Here is an 18,383-nt window from a genome sequence, read left to right on the forward strand (position 1 = left end):
CGCTGGCGAAGGACCGCCCTTACGATTTCCGAAACTTGTCACGGAGATCGCCTTGCGCCGCCTCGCTCTCGCCGCTCTGCTCGCTTTCACGTCGCTTTCGAGCGCTGAGGCCGGCGACCTCCTGGTCCACGGCGGTCCGATCCATACGGGGGTGGACGCCGCGCCGACCGCCCAGGCGGTGCTGATCCGCGACGACAGGATCCTGTTCGTTGGCGACCTCGCCGCCGCCAAGGCCAAGGCCGCCAAGGATGTCCGCGACATCGACCTGAAGGGCGCGGCCGCCTATCCGGGCTTCGTCGACGCCCACGCCCACCTGACGGGCATTGGCCTGCGGGAGCTGACGCTCAATCTCGACCAGGTGAAGTCCGTCGCCGAACTGGTCGCCGCGGTAAAGGCCTACGCCGCCGCCCATCCGGAGGGCGCGATCTACGGCCGGGGCTGGATCGAGACTCACTGGCCCGAGAAGCGCTTTCCCACCAAAGCCGACCTCGACGCCGCCGCGCCCGGGCGGATCGTGGTGCTGGGCCGCTCGGACGGCCACGCCAGCGTCGCCTCCAGCGCCGCCCTCGCCAAGGCCGGGATCACCGCCACGACGCCCGCCCCCGCCGGCGGCCAGATCCTGAAAGGCGCGGACGGCCAGCCCGACGGCATGCTGATCGACCACGCCCAGAGCCTGGTGAAGGACGTCATCCCGCCGCCCAGCGAGGCCCTGAAGCGCGAAGCCCTGCGCAAGGCCGGCCAGCTCTACGCCTCGCGCGGCTGGACGGGCCTGGGCAACATGAGCGTCATGGCCGACGACCTGGCCTTGTTGCGCGACGAGGCGGCCAAAGGCGCGTTCCACATCCGGGTCGACAACTACATGGACCCCAGCGGCGCGGCCGAGGTCCTGACCAAGGGCCCGCAGACCGACGCCACCGGCCTGATCCGCGTGCGCGGGATCAAGCTCTACATGGACGGCGCCCTGGGCTCGCGCGGCGCGGCGCTGCTCGAGCCCTATAGCGACGCCGAGGGACTGGGCCTGCAGCTGACCCAGCGCGACCAGGGTCTGGCCCTGATGAAGAAGGCCAAAGCGGTGAACGCCCAGGTCGCCATGCACGCCATCGGCGACCGCGGCAACCGCATGACGCTGGACTGGTTCGAGGAAGCCCTGGCGGGCGACACCACCGCCCGCTGGCGGATCGAGCACGCCCAGATCGTCGCCGACACCGACCTGCCGCGCTTTTCCAAGCTGGGCGTGATCGCCTCGATGCAGCCCAGCCACGCGATCGGCGACCTCTATTTCGCCCCCGCGCGCCTGGGTAAGGACCGCCTGCACGAGGGCTATCGCTGGAACGACTTCCTGAAGGCCGGCGTGGTGGTCGCGGCGGGGTCCGACGCCCCCGTCGAGGTGGGCGATCCGCGCATCGAATTCTACGCCGCCGTTTACCGTCATTCGCTGGACGGTTTCGCCAACGCCGATTGGCATCTGGAAGAGGCCGTCACCCGCGCCGAGGCGCTCAAGATGCTCACCTGGGCGCCGGCCTACGCCGCGTTCCGCGAGAAGGACCTTGGCACGCTGGAAGCCGGGAAAAAGGCCGATCTGACGGCCTTCGACAAGGACCTGATGACCGTCGAGCCCAAGGCGATCCTGACGGCCCAACCGGTGCTGACCATCGTGGACGGAAAGGTGGCGTTCACGCGCTGAACCGCTTCATCCACAAGCACGGGAAAAAGGTTCACATCCGACGAGGGAATTAAGCATCCCCGGTTACGCGGTGGAAACCAGAGTTTTCCAAAAAGTGCGTACCGATGTGAGCCAACCCTAGGGTTTAGAAATGGACCTTACCGAAGAAGCGCACGCGCACGCCCGGATCTATGACGAACTCGTCGACGCCGTCGCCGAAAAGCGCCAGGTCGACGCCGCCAAGCTGCGCGCCGACCGTCAATGCACCACCGGCCAGTGGCTGCATGGGCCGCTCCAGCAACGCTGGGCGGGCAACCACACCTATCTGAACTGCGTGGAGGCTCACCGCGAGTTCCACCAAGCCGCCTTCGAGGTGGCCGAGCTGATCAACCGCGGCGAATACGCCGAGGCCAATCGCCGGCTGCGCAACGGCAACCGCCTGTCGATGGCGACCTCGGGCCTGACCTCGGCCTTCCGCCGCCTGCGCCTGGCGCTGGAGACGGTGACGGCCTGATCACGGGTTCGGGTCGCTCTCCTCGGGAAACCGCGCGTGCCGAGGCAGCGACCCGATCGCCGTCCACCAGGCGGGCGCGTCGGCGACCTGGATCACCTCCGTCGGCGGCAGCGCATCGGGATCATCGAGCGTCCCGGTGCTGACATCGACCTCGCCTGGAAACAGCGACGCGCTGCGATAGAACAGTCCCGTCCCGCAGCGCGGGCAGAAGACGCGCTCGACATCACCCGAAGAGTTGTAGCGAGCGGTCTGGCCAGTGATGGTCAGAGTATCCTCGCCCACCGAAGCCCAACCCACCATCGGCGCGCCCGCGCAGCGCCGACAGTCGACGCAGCAGCAGAGCGAATGCCGGCGCGGGGCGGCGCTGATCACATAGCGCACGGCGCCGCAATGGCAGCCGCCGGACAGCGGCGCGAAGACTTTCTGGTCCAAGGCGCTCATATCGACCTCCGTTCGCAGAAACCGTAGCGCCATCGACCGTCCGCCGCCACGCTTGCCCCGGCGCGAATCCCGCCCCACTTTCGGTCCATGAGCGACCGTTCGACCGGCCTGGCCCCATCGAAGCTGACCGCGGTCCTGGGGCCCACCAACACCGGCAAGACGCACCTGGCCGTCGAGCGGATGCTGGGTCACGCCTCGGGCATGATCGGCCTGCCGCTACGCCTCCTGGCGCGCGAGATTTACGACCGCGTGGTCAAGCTGCGCGGCAAGGCCAGCGTCGCCTTGATCACCGGCGAGGAGAAGATCGTCCCGGCCCGCGCGGCCTATTTCGTCTGCACGGTCGAGGCCATGCCCCTGGCGCGCGAGGTCGAGTTCCTGGCCGTCGACGAGATCCAGCTATGCGCCGATCCCGAGCGCGGCCACATCTTCACCCACCGCCTTCTGCACGCGCGCGGCAAGTTCGAGACCATGTTCCTGGGCGCGGGGACCATGGCCCCGCTGGTGCGCCGCCTGCTGCCCGACGCCGAGATCGTCAGCCGCGAGCGGTTCTCCAACCTGTCCTACGCCGGCTCCAAGAAGCTGACCCGCCTGCCCCGGCGCACGGCGATCGTCGCCTTCTCCACCGACGCCGTGTACGCGATCGCCGAGCTGATCCGGCGGCAACGCGGCGGCGCGGCCGTGGTCATGGGCTCGCTGTCGCCCCGCACCCGCAACGCCCAGGTGGCCCTCTATCAGTCCGGCGAGGTCGACTTCCTGGTCGCCACCGACGCGATCGGCATGGGCCTGAACATGGACGTCGACCACGTGGCCTTCGCGGGTCTGCGCAAGTTCGACGGCAAGCGCACCCGCTGGCTCTATCCGCAGGAGGTCGGCCAGATCGCCGGCCGCGCGGGCCGCTACACCCGCGACGGCACCTTTGGCGTCACCGGCGACTGCGAGGAGATCGACGAGGATCTCGTTGAGGCGGTCGAGGGCCACGCGTTCGAGCCGATCGTCGCCGCCGAGTGGCGCAACGCCCGCCTCGACTTCGGCTCGCTGCCCGGCCTGCTGCGCTCCCTGGCCGAGACGCCCCAGCGCGGGGGCCTGAAGCTGTCGGACGAGGCGCTGGACGAGCGCACCCTGCGGGCCCTGGCCCAGCAGGAGGACGTCATCAAGCGCTGCAAGGCCGACCGCTCGGCCCTGACCCGCCTGTGGGAGGTCTGCCAGACGCCGGACTTCCGCAAGACCACGGACGACGAGCACCAGCGCATGGCGCGCACCCTGTTCGACGATCTGACAACCGGCCGCAAGCGCCTGCCCGAGGACTGGGTGAACAACCAGTTCAAGGCCCTGGACCGCACCGACGGCGAGATCGACAGCCTGGCGGCGCGGCTGTCGGGCGTGCGCACGCTCAGCTACATCGCCAACCGGCCGGACTGGGTCGCCAATCCGGCCCACTGGCAGGGCCTGACTCGCCAGCTCGAGGACAGGATCAGCGACACCCTGCACGAGAAGCTGATGGCGCGGTTCATCGACCGCCGCACCAGCGCGCTGATGAAGCAGCTGGGCGAGCGCGAGACGCTCTACGCCGGCGTCGGCCAGGACGGCGAGGTGACCGTCGAGGGCCACGTGGTCGGCCACCTGTCGGGCGTCGCCTTCACCCCGGCCAAGGGCGCCTCCCCGCTGGAGGAGAAGGCGCTGCGCAACGCCGCCCAGCGCGCGGTCGGGCCCGAGATCGCCCGACGGCTGGGCGTGCTGGCCAGCGAGGCCGACGACGCCTTCGCCCTGACGCCCGACGGCATGATCCTGTGGCGCGGCGAGGCGGCCGGCGCCGTGCGCCGCGACCTGCCCCTGCTGTCGCCCCGCGCCCGCCTGCTGGGCGAGCTGGGCCCCGCCGCCGTGCGCGAGCGGGCCGAGCGCCGACTGGACGCCTTCCTGGCCGCCGAGGTCGACCGGCATCTGGCGCCGCTACGCAAGCTGGAGCGCGCCCTGGCCGGCGGTGAGCTGAAAGGCCTGCCGCGCGGCATCGCCCACCGCCTGCTGGAAGCCGGCGGCGTGCTGGACAAGCGTCCGGTCGATCCGGAGCTGAAGGCGCTGAGCCAGGCGGAGCGCCGCACGCTGAAGAGCCTGGGCGTGCGGATCGGGGCGTTCAGCCTCTACAGCCCCGGCGTGCTGCGGGCCGAGGCCGTCGCCTGCGCCCGCGCGCTCAGCCCCGCCGGCTGGCGCGGCGCCCTGACGACGCTGGAAAAACTGCCCTCGCCCGAGCCCAGCGCTCGCGAGCTGTCGGCCAGCGGCCTGCGCGCGGTGGCGGGCTTCACGGTTCCGGTCGAGCAGCTCGAGACCCTCGACGCCCTGCTGCGCGCCGAGCAACGGCCCGGCGGCGTGGTGCTGACCGACGCGGCGCTGGAAAAGCTGGGCTGGACCGCCGCCCAGGCCTCGGCTGTTCTGCGCGCCCTCGACTACACGCCCGCTATCCGCGCCAAGCCCGATCAACCGATCGTCTGGAAGCGGCGCGGCGCGGCCAAGCTGGAGCAGAAGCCGGTCAAGGCGCGCCCGGATTCGCCCTTCGCAGCCTTGGCCAAGCTGACCGAGCCACCGCCTCCGCCCACGCGCCGCAAGCGCCCTCGTCGCCGCAAGCCCGCCGCAGCCAAGCAGGCCGCGTCGTGACGGACGCCGCGTCCTCAAACGACGCCGCCCGCGCCGACGTCTGGCTGTGGCGCGCCCGCTTCTTCAAGACCCGCTCCCTGGCCGCCAGGTTCGTCGACGAAGGCCGCATCCGCCTGACCCGCGCCGGCGCCGAGAGCCGCATCGACAAGCCCTCGCGCACGCTGAAGCCGGGGGATGTGCTGGTGTTCGGCCTGGCGGGCCGCCTGATCGCCATCCGCGTGCTGGACTGCGGCGAACGAAGGGGACCGGCAAGCGAGGCGCGCGGGCTCTACGAGGCGGTGGAGGGGTAGACGCCAGTTCCTCCCCCGCGATGCGGGGGAGGTGGCCCAGAGAGGGCCGGAGGGGGCTAGCTCGGCCTTCGCGGCGCTCGCCCCCTCCGTCGCTCCGCGACAGCTCCCCCGCATCGCGGGGGAGCATCTAGTTCCCAAACCCCGTCAAGAACCCCGCCACCTGCTCCGCCGGCATCGGCTTGCCGAAGTGGTAGCCTTGGATCTGGTCGCAGCCATAGCGCATTAGGGCGGCCAGTTGGTCGGCGTCCTCGACGCCCTCGGCGACCACCTTCATGCCCATGGATGAGCCGAGCGTGATCACGGCCTTCACGATCGCCTCGTCCTCGGCGTTCTGGACAAAGGACTTGTCGATCTTCAGGCGGTCGATCGGGAACTGCCGCAGGTTGGCCAGGCTGGCGTAGCCGGTGCCGAAGTCGTCCAACGCGATCATCACGCCAGCCTTGTGCAGCCGGCTGATATTGCCGCTGACCAGGTCCGAGCCCCAGCCCATGTAGACGTTCTCGGTGACCTCGATGGTCAGCCGCTCGCACGGCACGTTCCAGCGCGCCAGGCGCTCCTGCACCTCTTCGGCCAGGCGTCCGCTGCGGAACTGGGCGGCGGAAATGTTGACCGCGATGCGGCCGAACTCGACGCCCTGGTCCAGCCATTCCCGCATCTGGCGCAGAGACTGCTCGAAGGCCACGTCGCCCAGCCGGAGCGACAGCTCCTGGTCCTCGAACGCGGCCATGAAGTGCGCCGGCGTCAGAACCCCCTGCTCGGGGTGGAGCCAGCGCATCAGGGCCTCGAAGCCCACGACCCGCCGCTCGCGGATATCGACGACCGGCTGGTAGAACAGGGTGAACTCGTTGGCCGCCACGGCCGCCCGGACGTCGCGCAGCAGCTCGACCCGCCGCTCCAGCTCGGTCCGCATCGCCGGTTCGAAGACGATGCTGCGATTCCGCCCCTCCTCCTTGGCGTGATAGAGGGCGATGTCGGCGTTCTTGATCATGTGGGCCGGGTCGGCCTCGGGGTCTCCATGCAGCGCGGCGCCGATGCTGGCGGTGGCCGTGAAGCTGCGGCCGGCATATTCGATCGGCCGTTGCAGCAGCTCCTGCAGCTTCTGGATCGGCCGCATCATGTCGGCCTCGCTGTGCAGGCCGCGCAGGATCACGGCGAACTCGTCGCCGCCCAGCCGCGCGACCGTGTCGCCGGACCGGAAGGCCCGCTGCAGCATGCCCGCCAGGCGCTTGAGCAGCACGTCGCCGGCGTCGTGCCCCAAGGTGTCGTTGATGTCCTTGAAGTGATCGACGTCGATCATGATCAGGCCGAACATCTCGCCCAGGGTCTCGGACGCCGAGACCGCCTCGTTGAACCGGTGCTGGAACAGCGCGCGGTTGGGCAGTCCGGTCAGCGGATCCTTGAACGCCAGGGTCTCGATGGCCTCGGTCTGGCGGCGGCGGTCGGTGATGTCCTTGAACAGGTTGACCAGCTTCTCGGGCTTGCCCTCCTGGTCGACGAACACCTTGCCGACGGCGCGGATCCAGGTCTCGACCCCATCGTCGCGGTTCAGGCGAAATTCGAACACCCGCGCCTCGCCGATCTTGCGCGAAGCGATGACGTCGGCGCATTGCTGGCGATCGTCGGGGTGGACGATCTCCAACGGATCGTCCTTGAACACGCACCACTTCCGCAGGCCGGGCGCGGTGTCGGAGAAGAAGATCTCGCCGGTGCGCAGGTCGTATTCGCGCACCAGAAGGTCGTCGAGCTCGAGCGCCATCCTCAGGCGCTGCTCGTCGCGCTCGGCCCGCAGGACGCTTTCGGCGTAGCCGGTGACGTCCCGGGCGGTGACCATCACCGCGTAGACGCTTCCATCCTCTTGCAAGCACGCGCTGAACTCCGTGCGCCAGAACCGGGGCGAGCCGTCCTCGGTCGCGGTCTGGAGATAACGCGAGAAATCGACGCCCTCGCGGGCGCAGGCCAGCAGCGCCGCCCGGTCGTCCGCGGCCACGACGCCGCTCGCGTCGGCGCCCACCTTCAGGTCTGGCGCGATCGCCTGGACCGTCCAGTCCCGGCTCACGGCGACCAGGACAAGGTCGATGTCCAGCAGGGCCGCTGGAAAAGGCGTGTCGCTTATGAAGGCCCCAAACGCCTGGGCGCGAGCGCGCGCCTGGGCGCTGGCCCGCAGACCGTCCTCTTCGCTGCTTCCGACAGCCAGGGCGTCCCCGATCATTAAGTCGACTTCCTGACGTTGATTTCGTTGAAGCTTTCAGAAATCGATAGTCGTGAGCACTCAATAAGAAATTGTTTTCGGCGGCCCGTCGACCACCAAAAGGCGAGCGCCCTGACCCCGCCTTCAGAATTCCTGGGCCCCCTACGCGATCACGCCGCATTGACAAGCGGCCGCGAGGCTTCGAAAACGCGCCCGCCGAACTCCGTCCCGATCTCATTCGAGTTTTCGATGACCTATATCGTCACCGACGCCTGCGTCCGCTGCAAGTTCATGGACTGCGTCGAGGTCTGCCCGGTCGATTGCTTCTACGAAGGCGAGAACTTCCTCGTCATCAATCCCGACGAATGCATCGACTGCGGCGTCTGCGAACCCGAGTGCCCGGTCGACGCGATCAAGCCCGACACCGAGGATGAGGCCGACGGCAAGTGGCTGCGCGTCAACGCCGACTACGCCAAGGTCTGGCCCAACATCACGGTCAAGGGCGTCCCCCCCGAAGACCGCGAACAGTTCGAGCGCGAGACCGGCAAGTTCGAGAAGTACTTCAGCGAAAAGCCCGGCAAGGGCTCCTGATCGCCCCGCGAATTCTGAAGCTTGCAACCCCGCCGCGATGCGAAAGCTTGGCGGCGCGATCCGGCATGCCTGGACGCAACCCTTTCTTCGGGCTGAATTTTATGCTATTGTCTTCGCCGACGTGACGGTTGCGGCTATTCGCGACGGTCCGTCTTGGCGAACAAGCCGGCTTCAGAGTTCATTCTGGCCGGCGCGCCCGATGAAGGCGAAGGGTGTCTTAGAGCTCTATTCCAAATCCTGACAGGCTTGGCCCCGCGACCAGTATTCCGCGGAGCGGGAAGCTGTCGCCTTTGGTTTGGCGCGGAAGACGGCGTTCGGACCCTTTTGGGTCCGCATTGATGAGGACGAACATGAGCAAGACTGGTCTGGAATTCTCGGTCGGCGATCACGTCGTTTATCCCGCGCACGGCGTGGGCAACATTCAGGCGATCGAGACCCAGGAAGTGGCCGGCATGTCGCTCGAAGTCTACGTCATCACCTTCGACCACGAGAAAATGACCCTGCGCGTGCCGACCAAGAAGGCCAAGACGGCCGGTCTGCGTCCGCTGGCCGAGGGCAATGTCGTCAGCCAAGCGCTGACCACCCTGAAGGGCCGCGCCCGCGTGAAGCGCACCATGTGGTCGCGTCGCGCCCAGGAATACGAAGCCAAGATCAATTCGGGCGACCTGATCTCGATCGCCGAGGTGGTCCGCGACCTGCACCGCGCCGAGAACCAGCCGGAACAGTCCTACTCGGAACGCCAGCTGTATGAATCGGCCCTGGACCGCATGGCTCGCGAAGTCGCCGCCATCGAGCGCATCGACCGCGAAGCCGCCATCGGCATCCTGACCAAGTCGCTGGTCAAGGCCGCTTAAGGCTCACGGCTAGCGCCGAAACGAAGACGCCCCTCCTCGCGAGGGGCGTTTTTGTTTGTGGACCAGTCATCGCGCGACGCCTTGAACCCTTGGCGGCGCGGACGGCTCCCCGCATAAGGACGAGGCCTCCTCTCCTCGCCGCTGAAAGTCGATCGCCCTTGTCGGACCCGCAGGACCCGATCTCCGCCCCCAAGATGTCGCGTCGCAAGTGGCTGGCGGTCGGCGGGCTGAGCGTGCTGGTCGCCTGCGCCGCCGTAGCGTTCCACTTCCGCCCCGCGACGCCGCTCGCGGCGCTTACCTCGGCCCACGCGCCCGCGCCGACGCCGGTCGTCTTGCCGACCAAGCCCGAGGACTGGCATGGCCGCATCGACTATCGCGCCCTCGACCAGCGCCTGGCCGAGATGGCCGCCCATCACTCTATGGAAGGCCTGGCGGTCGCCGTCGTCGAGGACGGACGCCTGTCGTTCGTTCAGGGCTATGGCCTGACCTCGGCCAAGGACGGCCAGCCCGTCGACGCCCACACGGTGTTCCGCTGGGCCTCGCTGTCCAAGACGGTCGCCGGAACCCTGACCGCCAAGCTGGCCGCCGATGGCCTGCTGTCGCTGGACGAACCGGTCGAGACCTTCCACACCACCTTGCGCCTGCCGCGCGACGCCCAGCGCGAGCTGACGGTCGAGGAGTTGCTGTCCCAGCGGACCGGCCTGCCGAAGAACGCCTATGACGATCGGCTGGAGGACGGCCAGGACCCAACGGTGATCCGCCACGCCTTGGGCGACGTGCCGGTCGCCTGCGCGCCGGGGCGCTGCCACACCTATCAGAACGTCGCCTACGACACGATCACCGAGATCCTGGCGACCCGCACGCACGAGGCCTACGCTCAGACCGTCCAGCGCAAGCTGTTCGCGCCCCTGGGCATGACCACCGCCTCGATCGGCCAGGCCGGCCTGGTGGGGGCCAAGAGCTGGGCCCGCCCGCATCGCGAGGGCCGGCTGCTGCCGATGTCCGAGGCCTATTACCGAGTGCCCGGCGCGGCCGGCGTCAACTCGACCATCGTCGACCTCGCCGTCTGGATGCAGGCGCAGATGGGCCTGCGGCCCGATGTCCTGCCGCCCACCGTGCTGGACGCCGCCCAACGCCCCCGCATCGGCACCGCGCCGCCCTACGGCCGCGCGCCGTTCGCCCGCGAGATCAGCCATGCCGGCTACGGCCTGGGCATGCGCAGCTTCAACTACCGCGGTCATCGCGTGATCGGCCATAGCGGGGCCGTCTCGGGCTACCGCTCGACCATGGTGTTCGACCCGGCGACCAAGACCGGCATCGTCATGCTGTGGAACAGCGACGCCGGCCTGCCGTTCCGTTTCCAAGCCGAGTTCCTGGACCGCGCCTACCGCCAGCCCTTCACCGACTGGCTGGACCTGGGCGAGGTCTCCGACCAGCGGCTGGCCCAGGCGCGCCATCTCCGATTGCGAGAGACGGACGAAGCGGGCTAGCTGGTCCCGTTCCCGAAGGAGATCCGACATGGCCCTGCGCGTCATCAGCCGCCGCGCTCGCGAGACCCTGGCGCACTTCCTGGCGAACGAAGCGGCCGGCGGCTATGTGCTGATGGTCGCCGCCGCCCTGGCGCTGGTGGTCGCCAACTCGCCGCTGGCCCCGACCTATTTCGCGGCGCTGAAGGCCCACCTCGGCTTCGCCATCGGCCCCGTCCGCCTCGACGAGAGCGTCCTGCACTGGATCAACGACGGCCTGATGGCCCTGTTCTTCCTGCTGGTGGGGCTGGAGATCAAGCGCGAGGTCCTGGACGGCCAGCTGTCGCGGCCCGCCGACGTGATCCTGCCCGGCGCGGCCGCTCTGGGGGGCGTCGCCTTGCCGGCGGCCATCTATCTGTTCTTCAACCTGCGCCACCCCGACAGCATCGCCGGCTGGGCGATCCCGTCGGCCACCGACATCGCCTTCGCCCTGGGAGTGCTGGCGCTGATGGGTCCGCGCGTCCCGACCTCGCTGAAGGTGTTCCTGACCGCCATCGCGATCATGGACGACCTCGCCGCCATCGTGATCATCGCCCTGTTCTATACCGACCAGCTGCACCTGATGGCCCTGGCCGGCGCGGGCGCCGTGCTGGCGATCCTCGTCATTCTGAATCGCCTGAAGGTCATCAGCCTGTGGCCCTATCTGCTGCTGGGCGTCGTGCTGTGGTACCTGGTGCTGGAGTCGGGGGTCCACGCCACCCTGGCGGGCGTCGCCCTGGCCCTGACCATTCCGCTGCGCGCCGACGAGCGCTGCCCGCTGCACCGGCTGGAGCACGCCCTGCATAGGCCGGTCGCCTTCGGCGTCACCCCGATCTTCGGCTTCGCCAATGCCGGCCTGTCGTTCGCGGGCGTCGGCTTGTCGGCCCTGCTGGATCCCGTGCCGCTGGGCGTGGCGCTGGGCCTGTTCCTCGGCAAGCAGCTGGGCGTGTTCGGCGTCGCCTACGGCCTGATCCGGATGGGCTGGGCGCGCCTGCCCGCCGGCGCCTCGGTCGCCCAGCTCTACGGCGTGGCGGTGCTGTGCGGGATCGGCTTCACCATGAGCCTGTTCATCGGCGGGCTGGCGTTTGGCGATCCCAAGCTGATCGACGAGACCAAGATCGGCGTCCTGGCCGGCTCCCTGGCCTCGGCGCTGCTGGGCTTGGCGCTCCTGCGTCTGGCGAGGCCGGCGACAGAGGCTTGAGCTTGGCCGGGTTTGGCGCGAAAGTGCCGACAGCGGGGCGTTGAAGGAGCTGACGACATGATGCGTCACCTGACCCTATCGCTCGTTTCCGGCGCGCTGCTGCTGGCCGCGCCGGCTCTCGCCGCCGCCCAGACCGACAAGCCCGCCGCCAAGCCCGCCGCCAAGCCCAAGGCCGAGCGTACGTGCTTCCGCGCCCAGAACGTGGACGGCTTCAACGCCGTCGACAAGGAGACCGTCGATGTCTCGGTTGGCGTCCGGGATGTCTATCGCCTGACCCTGTTCTCGCCGTCGCCCGACATCGACTGGACCCAGCGGATCGGCATCGAGGCGCGCGGCGGCTCCTGGATCTGTTCGGGCATGGACGCCACGATCATCGTGCCGGGCCCGATCGGCGCGCAGCGCTATCCAGTGACCGCGATCCGCAAGCTGACCCCCGAAGAGATCAAGGCCCGCAAGGCGCGCTGACGCGCCGGGGACGGTTCTATTGCGGCCGGTCCCGCAGGGCGTCGAGGATCACCCGGTTGGCGGCCTCGCAGCGGCTTTCGCCAAAGCCGCGCTCGATCTTGATGGTCGGCTTCAGCCGCGCCTCAAGCTCGGCCGCCGTCGCCTGCGCCCGGCCGGCGGCCTGCCGGGTCTCTGACAGGCGCGCGCGGGTCAGGGCCAGTTCGGCCAGGACGCTGTCGCGGTGCGCCGCCAGGCCGGCCGCTTCCTCGCGGGCCTCGTCCAGCTGAGCGCGCAGGCGCATCGCGTAGGAGCCGAGCCACCCCGCCACGCCCGCCGCGACGAACGCCAAGACGGCGGCGGCCGCGAAGATCACGGGGCTGTCCAGGACGCTCAGCAAGGCGGACATACGGTTCTCCAACAATTCAGAAGCCGGCAAGACTGCGAAGAACCTGAGCGGTCGCGCCGCCCAGGCTCTCCGCGACGAACTCACTCACCGCGCGGACGGTGGCGTTCGTCGACTGCCGCCCCAATCCCCACCAGGGCGGCGCGTCTCAAAATGAGTGATCTCCGGTCCTTGAGTCCCTCCCGGGCGCCTCAGAAGGGGTAACCGGCGATCCGAAAAGGTTTCAGGCGCTGAGCGCCTGCGGATGCCCGTCGCGAACGGTCGCTTGGGCGAAATCCAGCACGTCGCGGGTGACGGCGGGCAGGTGGGCCTCGGCCACGCCCTGTTCGCGCGCCCAGATGATCAGGGCGTGCCGGAGAAAGGTGTTGCCGACTTCGGTCTTGGCGAAGGGCGCATCGCCCAGGGCGACAGTGTTCATAGACATCGCGCGGCTCCCGATCCGACCGGGACGTAGGCCCCGGAAAGTTGCGAAAATGGACCCGGCCGGCGGGTGGCCGGGCCCCAAGTCGGTTCACGCGGCCGGTGGCTGCAAGCGAAGGACGCTCGCCGCCGCCGGTCGACACGCAGACAATCTCCGGAATGGCCCCGCTTGGATGTGCGGATTTTCACATCGGGAAAAATAGCGGTTTTTCTTGTGGCTCGGCTACGCGCCGGCTGGGGTTTCAGGCGCGGGAGAGGTTGAAGATCGGCGTGGCCGGAAAGCCCTTCCGCCCCTGCGTGCGACCGACATAACCGCAGCGCACGCGATCGCCGTGGAACGTCGCCAGCGCGCCGGCGAGCGCCTCGCTGACATAGGCCGAGCCCGGCGCGGCGTCGGGCTCGATGCGCGCGGCGACGACCACGTGCGCGCCGACGACGGCAGGCGCCTTCGTCAGGGGATTGGTGCCCAGATGGACCGGACCATAGTGGCCGCCGATCCGCAGGCCCAGGCTTCGCGGCAGGCCCAGGGCGCCCAGATCAACCGCGCGATAGGCCTCGAGCAGGGCCAGAGCGGCCAGCGCCGAGTCGATGGGCTGGTCGAACACCAGGAACAGACCATCGCCCCAGGTCTCGATGTGGATCGGCCGCGCCTCCAGCCCCTCGACCACCTCGGCCAGGCGCCCCATCACCCCTTCCATGAAGGCTGGGATCTGGTCGTCGCGCAGCGCGCCAAAGCCCTGAACGTCGGCGAACAGCATGGCCTTCATGGCCCGCGCCCCGATCGTGATCGGCTTGGAGACGCTCGTGGCGGGCTGTGGCCTGTCGACCGGGATCACCGCGGCCCGCCGGCCGCTTCTGGCCCAATAGGCCATGTCGGCGAAGACGCCCGCCGGCCCCGGCGCGGCGCGCCCGTCCCAGACCGCCAACTGCACCGCCTCGGTCGCCAGCGTCTGAGACCGCAGCACCGCGCAGCCTATGGCGAACTGGCTGGCGTAGGCGAACACCTGCTCGTCGCCCAGATAGGGATCCTGCGAGGCGTATCGGACCGAGGCCGCGCGGGCCATGCAACGTTCGAAACGCTCCAGCCAAGCGTCGCCGAACGGCGCTACCGAGACCTCGACGAACGCGGCGCGATGCAAGGGCAGGATGACGTGCAGTTCGCCGCCCGCCTCAAGCAGGGCCTCGGCGAAGACGATGTCGGCGCCCGCCGCCAGACCGCCATAGCCGAAGCCGATCCGTTCGGCGCGCAGCGTCTCGTCGATGCGGGCGCGCAGGCTCTGGTCGCAGATGTTCTGGATATGCCCGGTGAAGTGCGCGCAGGCCGGAGGCCGAAAGGGCGACAGCCAGCCAGGATCGACGTCGACCTCGCGGCACAGCATCTCCATCTGCCGCAGGGTGGAGGCGTGGGCGGCGTAGGCGCTCGGCGCCGAGGCCAGCGCCTGCTCGAGCCGTCGGCGCGCGGCGTCCAGGTCGCCGACCAGGAAGAGCGCCTCCGCGCGGCTGGCGGCTTCGTAATAGGCCGCCTCGCCGGTCAGGCCTTGCGGGGGCGGGGATTGCAGCACGCCCATGGCGCGCTCGGCGGCGCCGGCGCGGTCGCCCGCGACAAGCGTCATGGTGGCGGCGTTGATCGCGCCATAGACGCCGCCGAAGCGATGCGACAGGGCCTCGTATCGAAGGCGGGACGCCTTGGCGAAGGCGATCCGCCGCGCGCCCCGGCTGGCCAGGGCGACATCCTTCAGCAGCCGGGCGCCCAAGGCGATCGTGTCGGCGTCGTCCGCCTCGGCGAGGCCCAGTCGGACATACTCCGAACGGGCGAAGTCCAAGGCTCCGGCTCGCGCCAGGCAGAGGACGGCGGCATAGGCCGCGCCGGGTGGCGCGGCCTCGCCTTCAAGCGCCGCGTGGGCGATGTCGTAGGCCGCGAGGATCTCGCCGCGCCGGATCAGCGCGGCGATCTCTTCGCTGTCGAAGGGCCTGTAGGGGGTCAGGGAATCTGACCCGTGCCGTTCTCGACGTCGGGGTCGAGCGTGATCAGCTGCTTATGACCATCCAGCATGAACAGGCTGTAGGTGTAGATGCCCATCCGATTGCATTCGTAGATGATCTTGAACGCGGTGTGCGTCGGCATCTGAGCGCCGTGCGGCCCTTCAGTCACCCACACCCAGCTGGAGAAATTGACGCCGTAGTCGTCATCGATATGGATGGGGCGTCGCTGGAAGGCCCAGTTCGCCGCGATCAGCTCATCGCTCAGACGAAAATACAGTTCCTGACGTTGGCTCAGGTCCATGCTGAGCGGGCTTGGCGGGTTCGTCGCAAGGTTCATGAAGTTGAAGTTGCCGTCGAGGCCGACGATGATCTCGACGTAGGTGGTCGGTGTAGGTTCAGTCATTTCGCGCCTCCCAAAGTGGAAGCTCCACCAGGAAGAGAGTCTCTCCAAAACGCAAGGAATCCGGGGTGCCCATAGCCCTGTTTTATGAGCTCGCGCACGATTGCGTCTGCTTCCGGCTTACGGCCGGCCGCCGCTAACGAGCGCGCCAGCACGTCGCGACCAGACGGCGGCAGGGTGGCGCGCCACGGCCAAAGGATGTCGACGGCCGAGGCGGCGCGTCCGGCCGACCACTCCGAGAACGCGTAGAGAGCGGCGCGGCCCAGATCCTTGCGCCAGGCGGTGGCCTTGGCCCGGACGGCCAGCGCGTCGGCCAGCGTTCGCGCCGCATCCGCTCGTCCAGACTGGAGGGCCAGGGTGACCGCCTGCTGATCCAGGCGTCCTTCGTACTTGTCGCTCCAGGCCTCGGCCTTCGGTCCAGCGCGACGCGCCGCGAGGATCTGCCCCGCCTCGGCGTGGGCGGCGCGCGCGTCGTTCATTCGCCCCGACCATAGCGCCAGGTCGGCGGCGTCCATCAGGCTGCTGGCCAGATATTCCCGCCAGCGAGCGTTCGTCGGATCCAGGACGGCCAAGCCCCGAAGCCGTTTCAGGTTCTCGTCCGACCGCGCCCGCGCCGAAGCCAGGCGACCAAGGTCGAGCTCGAGTCGCGCCAACGCCACCTGGGCGGCGACGGCGCGCGCGGCCAGCCGCTTGTCGCCCGGGTTTTCGGTCAGAGCGTCCTCCAGCAGGCGCACCGCGGCCTCCCGTTCGGCGAGGGCTTCGCGCGGACGGACGAGACGCATCAGGCAGTCCGCGGACCACGCCCGCGAATTGGCCAGGCCCTGGATCAGCTTCTGGTCCTTCGGCGCCTTGGCAAGCTCGGTCTCGAAGACCGACGAGGCGACGCGGAACGCCTCCAGGGCCTCGGCCGGTCGCCCCTGCTCGTAGAACAGGGTGCCCAGGTTGTTCTTGGCGTAGGCCACCTCGATCCGCCATTCGGGACGGTTGGGATCCAGGGCCACAAGGCGATCGGCCAGCTCGCCATAGCGCTTGAAGCCCCGCTCGGCGCCCACGACGTCGCTGCGCCGCCATTGGACATAGCCCAACCAGAAAACGTTCTGGGCCTCGTCGAACACATAATCGCCGTTCTGCGGATTGCGCTGGACCAAGGTATGGGTGGTCGCCGCGGCCTGGGAGAAGGCGTGTTCGGCGCCGGCCAGGTCGCCGCGCTGCTCGCGGATCGTCCCCAGCAGGGTCTGGGCCTTGGCGCGCTGGCCCAGGGCCTTGTCGTCCAGCCGATCGGTCTGGGCCTTGGCGTAATAGGCCAGCACCTTGGCGCTGACGCTGTCGAGCACGTCCAGGCGGCCGACCGGTTCCAGTTGCTGGCGCAGGTCGCCGAGCATGAAGGCCACCAGCGCCTCGGTCTCGTCCCGCTGCTGGCGGGCGATCTGGCGGGATTTGAGGGTCACCACGGTCATGGCGCCCATGCCGATCGCCACGAGCACCGCCGCCGTGGTGAAGGCGGCCATGACCTGCAGCCGCCGCCGGGCGTCGCGCTGCACGAGCTGGTCCAGGCTGACGCCCAGCAGGCGCGCGGCGATCTTCAGGCGCGCCAGGCGCCGCCCGTCGCCATCCTCCCGCAGATCCACCGCCAGGGGCTCCACGCCCGGGGGCAACACCGCGCGCAGCGAGGGCGGCAGGATCGCGGAGAGGTCCGTATGGGCTTCGGTGTCCGGCGTGATCACGCAGATGATCCCCTCGGGCGCTCCGGTTTTCAGGAAGTACTCGACTTCCTGGTCCACCCAGCGGGAAGCCGCCGAAGCCTCCGAGCACAGGACGATCAAAGCATCGGAACGCTCCAGCGCCGTCCGGATGGCGCCGTTCAGGTCGAGCGAAGCGCTCAGCTCGTCGCGATCCCGGAAAATAGGTCGTAAGCTGCGCCTGGAATCGTCTACGCCCCGCTTAGCCACCAAGCGTGGCGGGCGATAGGTCTCAAGCGCGCGGTGCAGCCATTGAGCGACTTTGCGATCGCGATGACTATAACTGATAAACGCTTTGTAGCGCTGTCGGTTATCCATGTGTCGCCCCCGATCGACAGCAGGAGCGCCCCTCGATGAAAACGTTTGCCCCATCGTTCGCCCCTGCGTCGTCCCATACGCCGAAAGAAGCATGGCCTAAAGACTATCGCGCAAATCGTGTATTTCGGCACATGCTTCAGCCGGAGGTGGAATCCCTGGCCGGCGCGATCGAACACCTAAGCTACGACAAGGGGGAAATGATCCTCCAGCGCCATGATCAGGAGGGCGGCATCTACCTGCTGCTGGAGGGCGTCCTGCTGGCCAATCTGTATGCGAAGTCCGGCCGCGAGGTCGGCTACCGACGCATCACGCAGGGCAGCTATTTCGGCGAGATTTCCGCCATCGACGGCCTGCCCCGCTCGGTGAACATCGTGGCGCTGGAGGACTCGCGCATCGCCCGCCTGCCCCAGTCGCTGGTGCGCCGGCTGTTCGACGAGTCGCCGCGCTTCATGAGAGCGCTGCTGGAGGACATGGCGGGCCTCGCGCGGTCCCTGACCGATCGCCTGTTCGAGCTGACCGCCGTGTCGGTGGCCTGTCGCGTCGATATCGAGCTGCTGCGGATGGCCAGCGCCGCCAGCGCCGACGGCCGTCAGGCGGTGATCAACCCCTGCCCCACCCACGCCGAGCTCGCCGCCCTGCTGGGCAGTCAGCGCGAACCGGTCACGCGCGAGCTGAACCGTCTGGCGGGCCTGGGCATCGTGCGCCAGACGGGCCGCACCCTGCACGTCCTGGACCTTCCCGCCTTGGCCGACGAGGTCGAGCGCATCGGCGGCGAGGTCTGAG

General features: G+C 69.0%; 17 protein-coding genes. 10 read left to right on the forward strand and 7 right to left on the reverse strand.

All coding sequences use genetic code 11. From position 1 onward, the window contains the following. Positions 1-52: 52 nt before the first annotated feature. On the forward strand, positions 53-1,684 hold the full coding sequence (locus CSW60_RS08235; protein ID WP_099536798.1) for an amidohydrolase: 1,632 nt from the start codon (positions 53-55) through the stop codon (positions 1,682-1,684). A 130-nt stretch (positions 1,685-1,814) separates the two neighbouring features. After that, a complete protein-coding gene (locus CSW60_RS08240) occupies positions 1,815-2,177 on the forward strand; it encodes a CZB domain-containing protein (protein ID WP_099536799.1) in 363 nt (120 codons plus the stop codon). Here the strand turns inward: CSW60_RS08240 and CSW60_RS08245 are convergent, their stop codons facing one another. Next, on the reverse strand, positions 2,178-2,618 hold the full coding sequence (locus CSW60_RS08245; protein WP_099536800.1) for a GFA family protein: 441 nt from the start codon (positions 2,616-2,618) through the stop codon (positions 2,178-2,180). A gap of 87 nt (positions 2,619-2,705) precedes the next feature. Between CSW60_RS08245 and CSW60_RS08250 the strand changes: the two genes are divergently transcribed. Next, entirely contained in the window at positions 2,706-5,264 is a 2,559-nt protein-coding gene (locus CSW60_RS08250; RefSeq protein WP_099536801.1) for a helicase-related protein, read from the forward strand. Beyond that, entirely contained in the window at positions 5,261-5,554 is a 294-nt protein-coding gene (locus CSW60_RS08255; RefSeq protein ID WP_099536802.1) for an RNA-binding S4 domain-containing protein, read from the forward strand. The genes CSW60_RS08250 and CSW60_RS08255 overlap by 4 nt, the downstream gene beginning before the upstream one ends. Positions 5,555-5,681: 127 nt before the next feature. Here CSW60_RS08255 and CSW60_RS08260 read toward each other — a convergent pair whose 3' ends face one another. After that, positions 5,682-7,763, reverse strand: a complete 2,082-nt coding sequence (locus CSW60_RS08260) for a bifunctional diguanylate cyclase/phosphodiesterase (RefSeq protein WP_099536803.1) — start codon at positions 7,761-7,763, stop codon at positions 5,682-5,684. A 228-nt stretch (positions 7,764-7,991) separates the two neighbouring features. On the opposite strand from CSW60_RS08260, the gene fdxA reads away from it, so the two are divergent. The 5 genes from fdxA to CSW60_RS08285 all read left to right on the forward strand — a co-directional run bounded on the left by fdxA (position 7,992) and on the right by CSW60_RS08285 (position 12,358). Continuing rightward, positions 7,992-8,333, forward strand: a complete 342-nt coding sequence (fdxA, locus tag CSW60_RS08265) for a ferredoxin FdxA (RefSeq protein WP_099443031.1) — start codon at positions 7,992-7,994, stop codon at positions 8,331-8,333. A gap of 350 nt (positions 8,334-8,683) precedes the next feature. Next, on the forward strand, positions 8,684-9,187 hold the full coding sequence (locus tag CSW60_RS08270; RefSeq protein WP_066684746.1) for a CarD family transcriptional regulator: 504 nt from the start codon (positions 8,684-8,686) through the stop codon (positions 9,185-9,187). A gap of 158 nt (positions 9,188-9,345) precedes the next feature. Next, the gene (locus CSW60_RS08275) at positions 9,346-10,677 is read left to right on the forward strand and encodes a serine hydrolase (protein ID WP_099536804.1); all 1,332 of its coding nucleotides are present in this window, start codon (positions 9,346-9,348) and stop codon (positions 10,675-10,677) included. 28 nt (positions 10,678-10,705) lie between these two features. Further along, complete coding sequence (nhaA, locus tag CSW60_RS08280) at positions 10,706-11,893, forward strand: Na+/H+ antiporter NhaA (protein WP_099536805.1); 1,188 nt, start codon at positions 10,706-10,708, stop codon at positions 11,891-11,893. Positions 11,894-11,950: 57 nt separating this feature from the next. Further along, positions 11,951-12,358, forward strand: coding sequence for a DUF6491 family protein (locus CSW60_RS08285; RefSeq protein WP_236634236.1), 408 nt, complete (start codon positions 11,951-11,953; stop codon positions 12,356-12,358). A gap of 16 nt (positions 12,359-12,374) precedes the next feature. On the opposite strand, the gene CSW60_RS08290 is transcribed toward CSW60_RS08285, so the two are convergent. The 5 genes from CSW60_RS08290 to CSW60_RS08310 all read right to left on the reverse strand — a co-directional run bounded on the left by CSW60_RS08290 (position 12,375) and on the right by CSW60_RS08310 (position 17,654). Beyond that, a complete protein-coding gene (locus CSW60_RS08290; RefSeq protein ID WP_099536806.1) occupies positions 12,375-12,743 on the reverse strand; it encodes a hypothetical protein in 369 nt (122 codons plus the stop codon). A 220-nt stretch (positions 12,744-12,963) separates the two neighbouring features. After that, positions 12,964-13,164 (reverse strand): hypothetical protein, encoded by a 201-nt coding sequence (locus CSW60_RS08295; protein WP_143324137.1) that lies wholly within the window; start codon positions 13,162-13,164, stop codon positions 12,964-12,966. Between the two features lie 238 nt (positions 13,165-13,402). Next, positions 13,403-14,983, reverse strand: coding sequence for an adenylate/guanylate cyclase domain-containing protein (locus CSW60_RS08300; RefSeq protein WP_236634237.1), 1,581 nt, complete (start codon positions 14,981-14,983; stop codon positions 13,403-13,405). 158 nt (positions 14,984-15,141) lie between these two features. Beyond that, entirely contained in the window at positions 15,142-15,546 is a 405-nt protein-coding gene (locus tag CSW60_RS08305; protein ID WP_099536809.1) for a hypothetical protein, read from the reverse strand. Then, positions 15,543-17,654, reverse strand: coding sequence for a TIR domain-containing protein (locus CSW60_RS08310; RefSeq protein ID WP_369801015.1), 2,112 nt, complete (start codon positions 17,652-17,654; stop codon positions 15,543-15,545). Before CSW60_RS08310 ends, CSW60_RS08305 begins: the two co-directional genes overlap by 4 nt. Between CSW60_RS08310 and CSW60_RS08315 the strand changes: the two genes are divergently transcribed. Continuing rightward, the gene (locus CSW60_RS08315; protein ID WP_099536811.1) at positions 17,636-18,382 is read left to right on the forward strand and encodes a Crp/Fnr family transcriptional regulator; all 747 of its coding nucleotides are present in this window, start codon (positions 17,636-17,638) and stop codon (positions 18,380-18,382) included. The genes CSW60_RS08310 and CSW60_RS08315 overlap by 19 nt on opposite strands. Position 18,383: the final 1 nt, after the last annotated feature.

It is taken from the genome of Caulobacter sp. X (genome assembly GCF_002742635.1).
Classification (GTDB): domain Bacteria; phylum Pseudomonadota; class Alphaproteobacteria; order Caulobacterales; family Caulobacteraceae; genus Caulobacter.

Coding starts and splice junctions, on each gene's coding strand:
- CSW60_RS08240 (WP_099536799.1), top strand. CDS start 1,815: ATGGACCTTACCGAAGAAGCGCACGCGCACGCCCGGATCTATGACGAA.
- CSW60_RS08245 (WP_099536800.1), bottom strand. CDS start 2,618: ATGAGCGCCTTGGACCAGAAAGTCTTCGCGCCGCTGTCCGGCGGCTGC.
- CSW60_RS08250 (WP_099536801.1), top strand. CDS start 2,706: ATGAGCGACCGTTCGACCGGCCTGGCCCCATCGAAGCTGACCGCGGTC.
- CSW60_RS08260 (WP_099536803.1), bottom strand. CDS start 7,763: ATGATCGGGGACGCCCTGGCTGTCGGAAGCAGCGAAGAGGACGGTCTG.
- fdxA (WP_099443031.1), top strand. CDS start 7,992: ATGACCTATATCGTCACCGACGCCTGCGTCCGCTGCAAGTTCATGGAC.
- CSW60_RS08270 (WP_066684746.1), top strand. CDS start 8,684: ATGAGCAAGACTGGTCTGGAATTCTCGGTCGGCGATCACGTCGTTTAT.
- nhaA (WP_099536805.1), top strand. CDS start 10,706: ATGGCCCTGCGCGTCATCAGCCGCCGCGCTCGCGAGACCCTGGCGCAC.
- CSW60_RS08285 (WP_236634236.1), top strand. CDS start 11,951: ATGATGCGTCACCTGACCCTATCGCTCGTTTCCGGCGCGCTGCTGCTG.
- CSW60_RS08290 (WP_099536806.1), bottom strand. CDS start 12,743: ATGTCCGCCTTGCTGAGCGTCCTGGACAGCCCCGTGATCTTCGCGGCC.
- CSW60_RS08295 (WP_143324137.1), bottom strand. CDS start 13,164: ATGTCTATGAACACTGTCGCCCTGGGCGATGCGCCCTTCGCCAAGACC.
- CSW60_RS08305 (WP_099536809.1), bottom strand. CDS start 15,546: ATGACTGAACCTACACCGACCACCTACGTCGAGATCATCGTCGGCCTC.
- CSW60_RS08315 (WP_099536811.1), top strand. CDS start 17,636: ATGAAAACGTTTGCCCCATCGTTCGCCCCTGCGTCGTCCCATACGCCG.
- CSW60_RS08310 (WP_369801015.1), bottom strand. CDS start 17,654: ATGGGGCAAACGTTTTCATCGAGGGGCGCTCCTGCTGTCGATCGGGGG.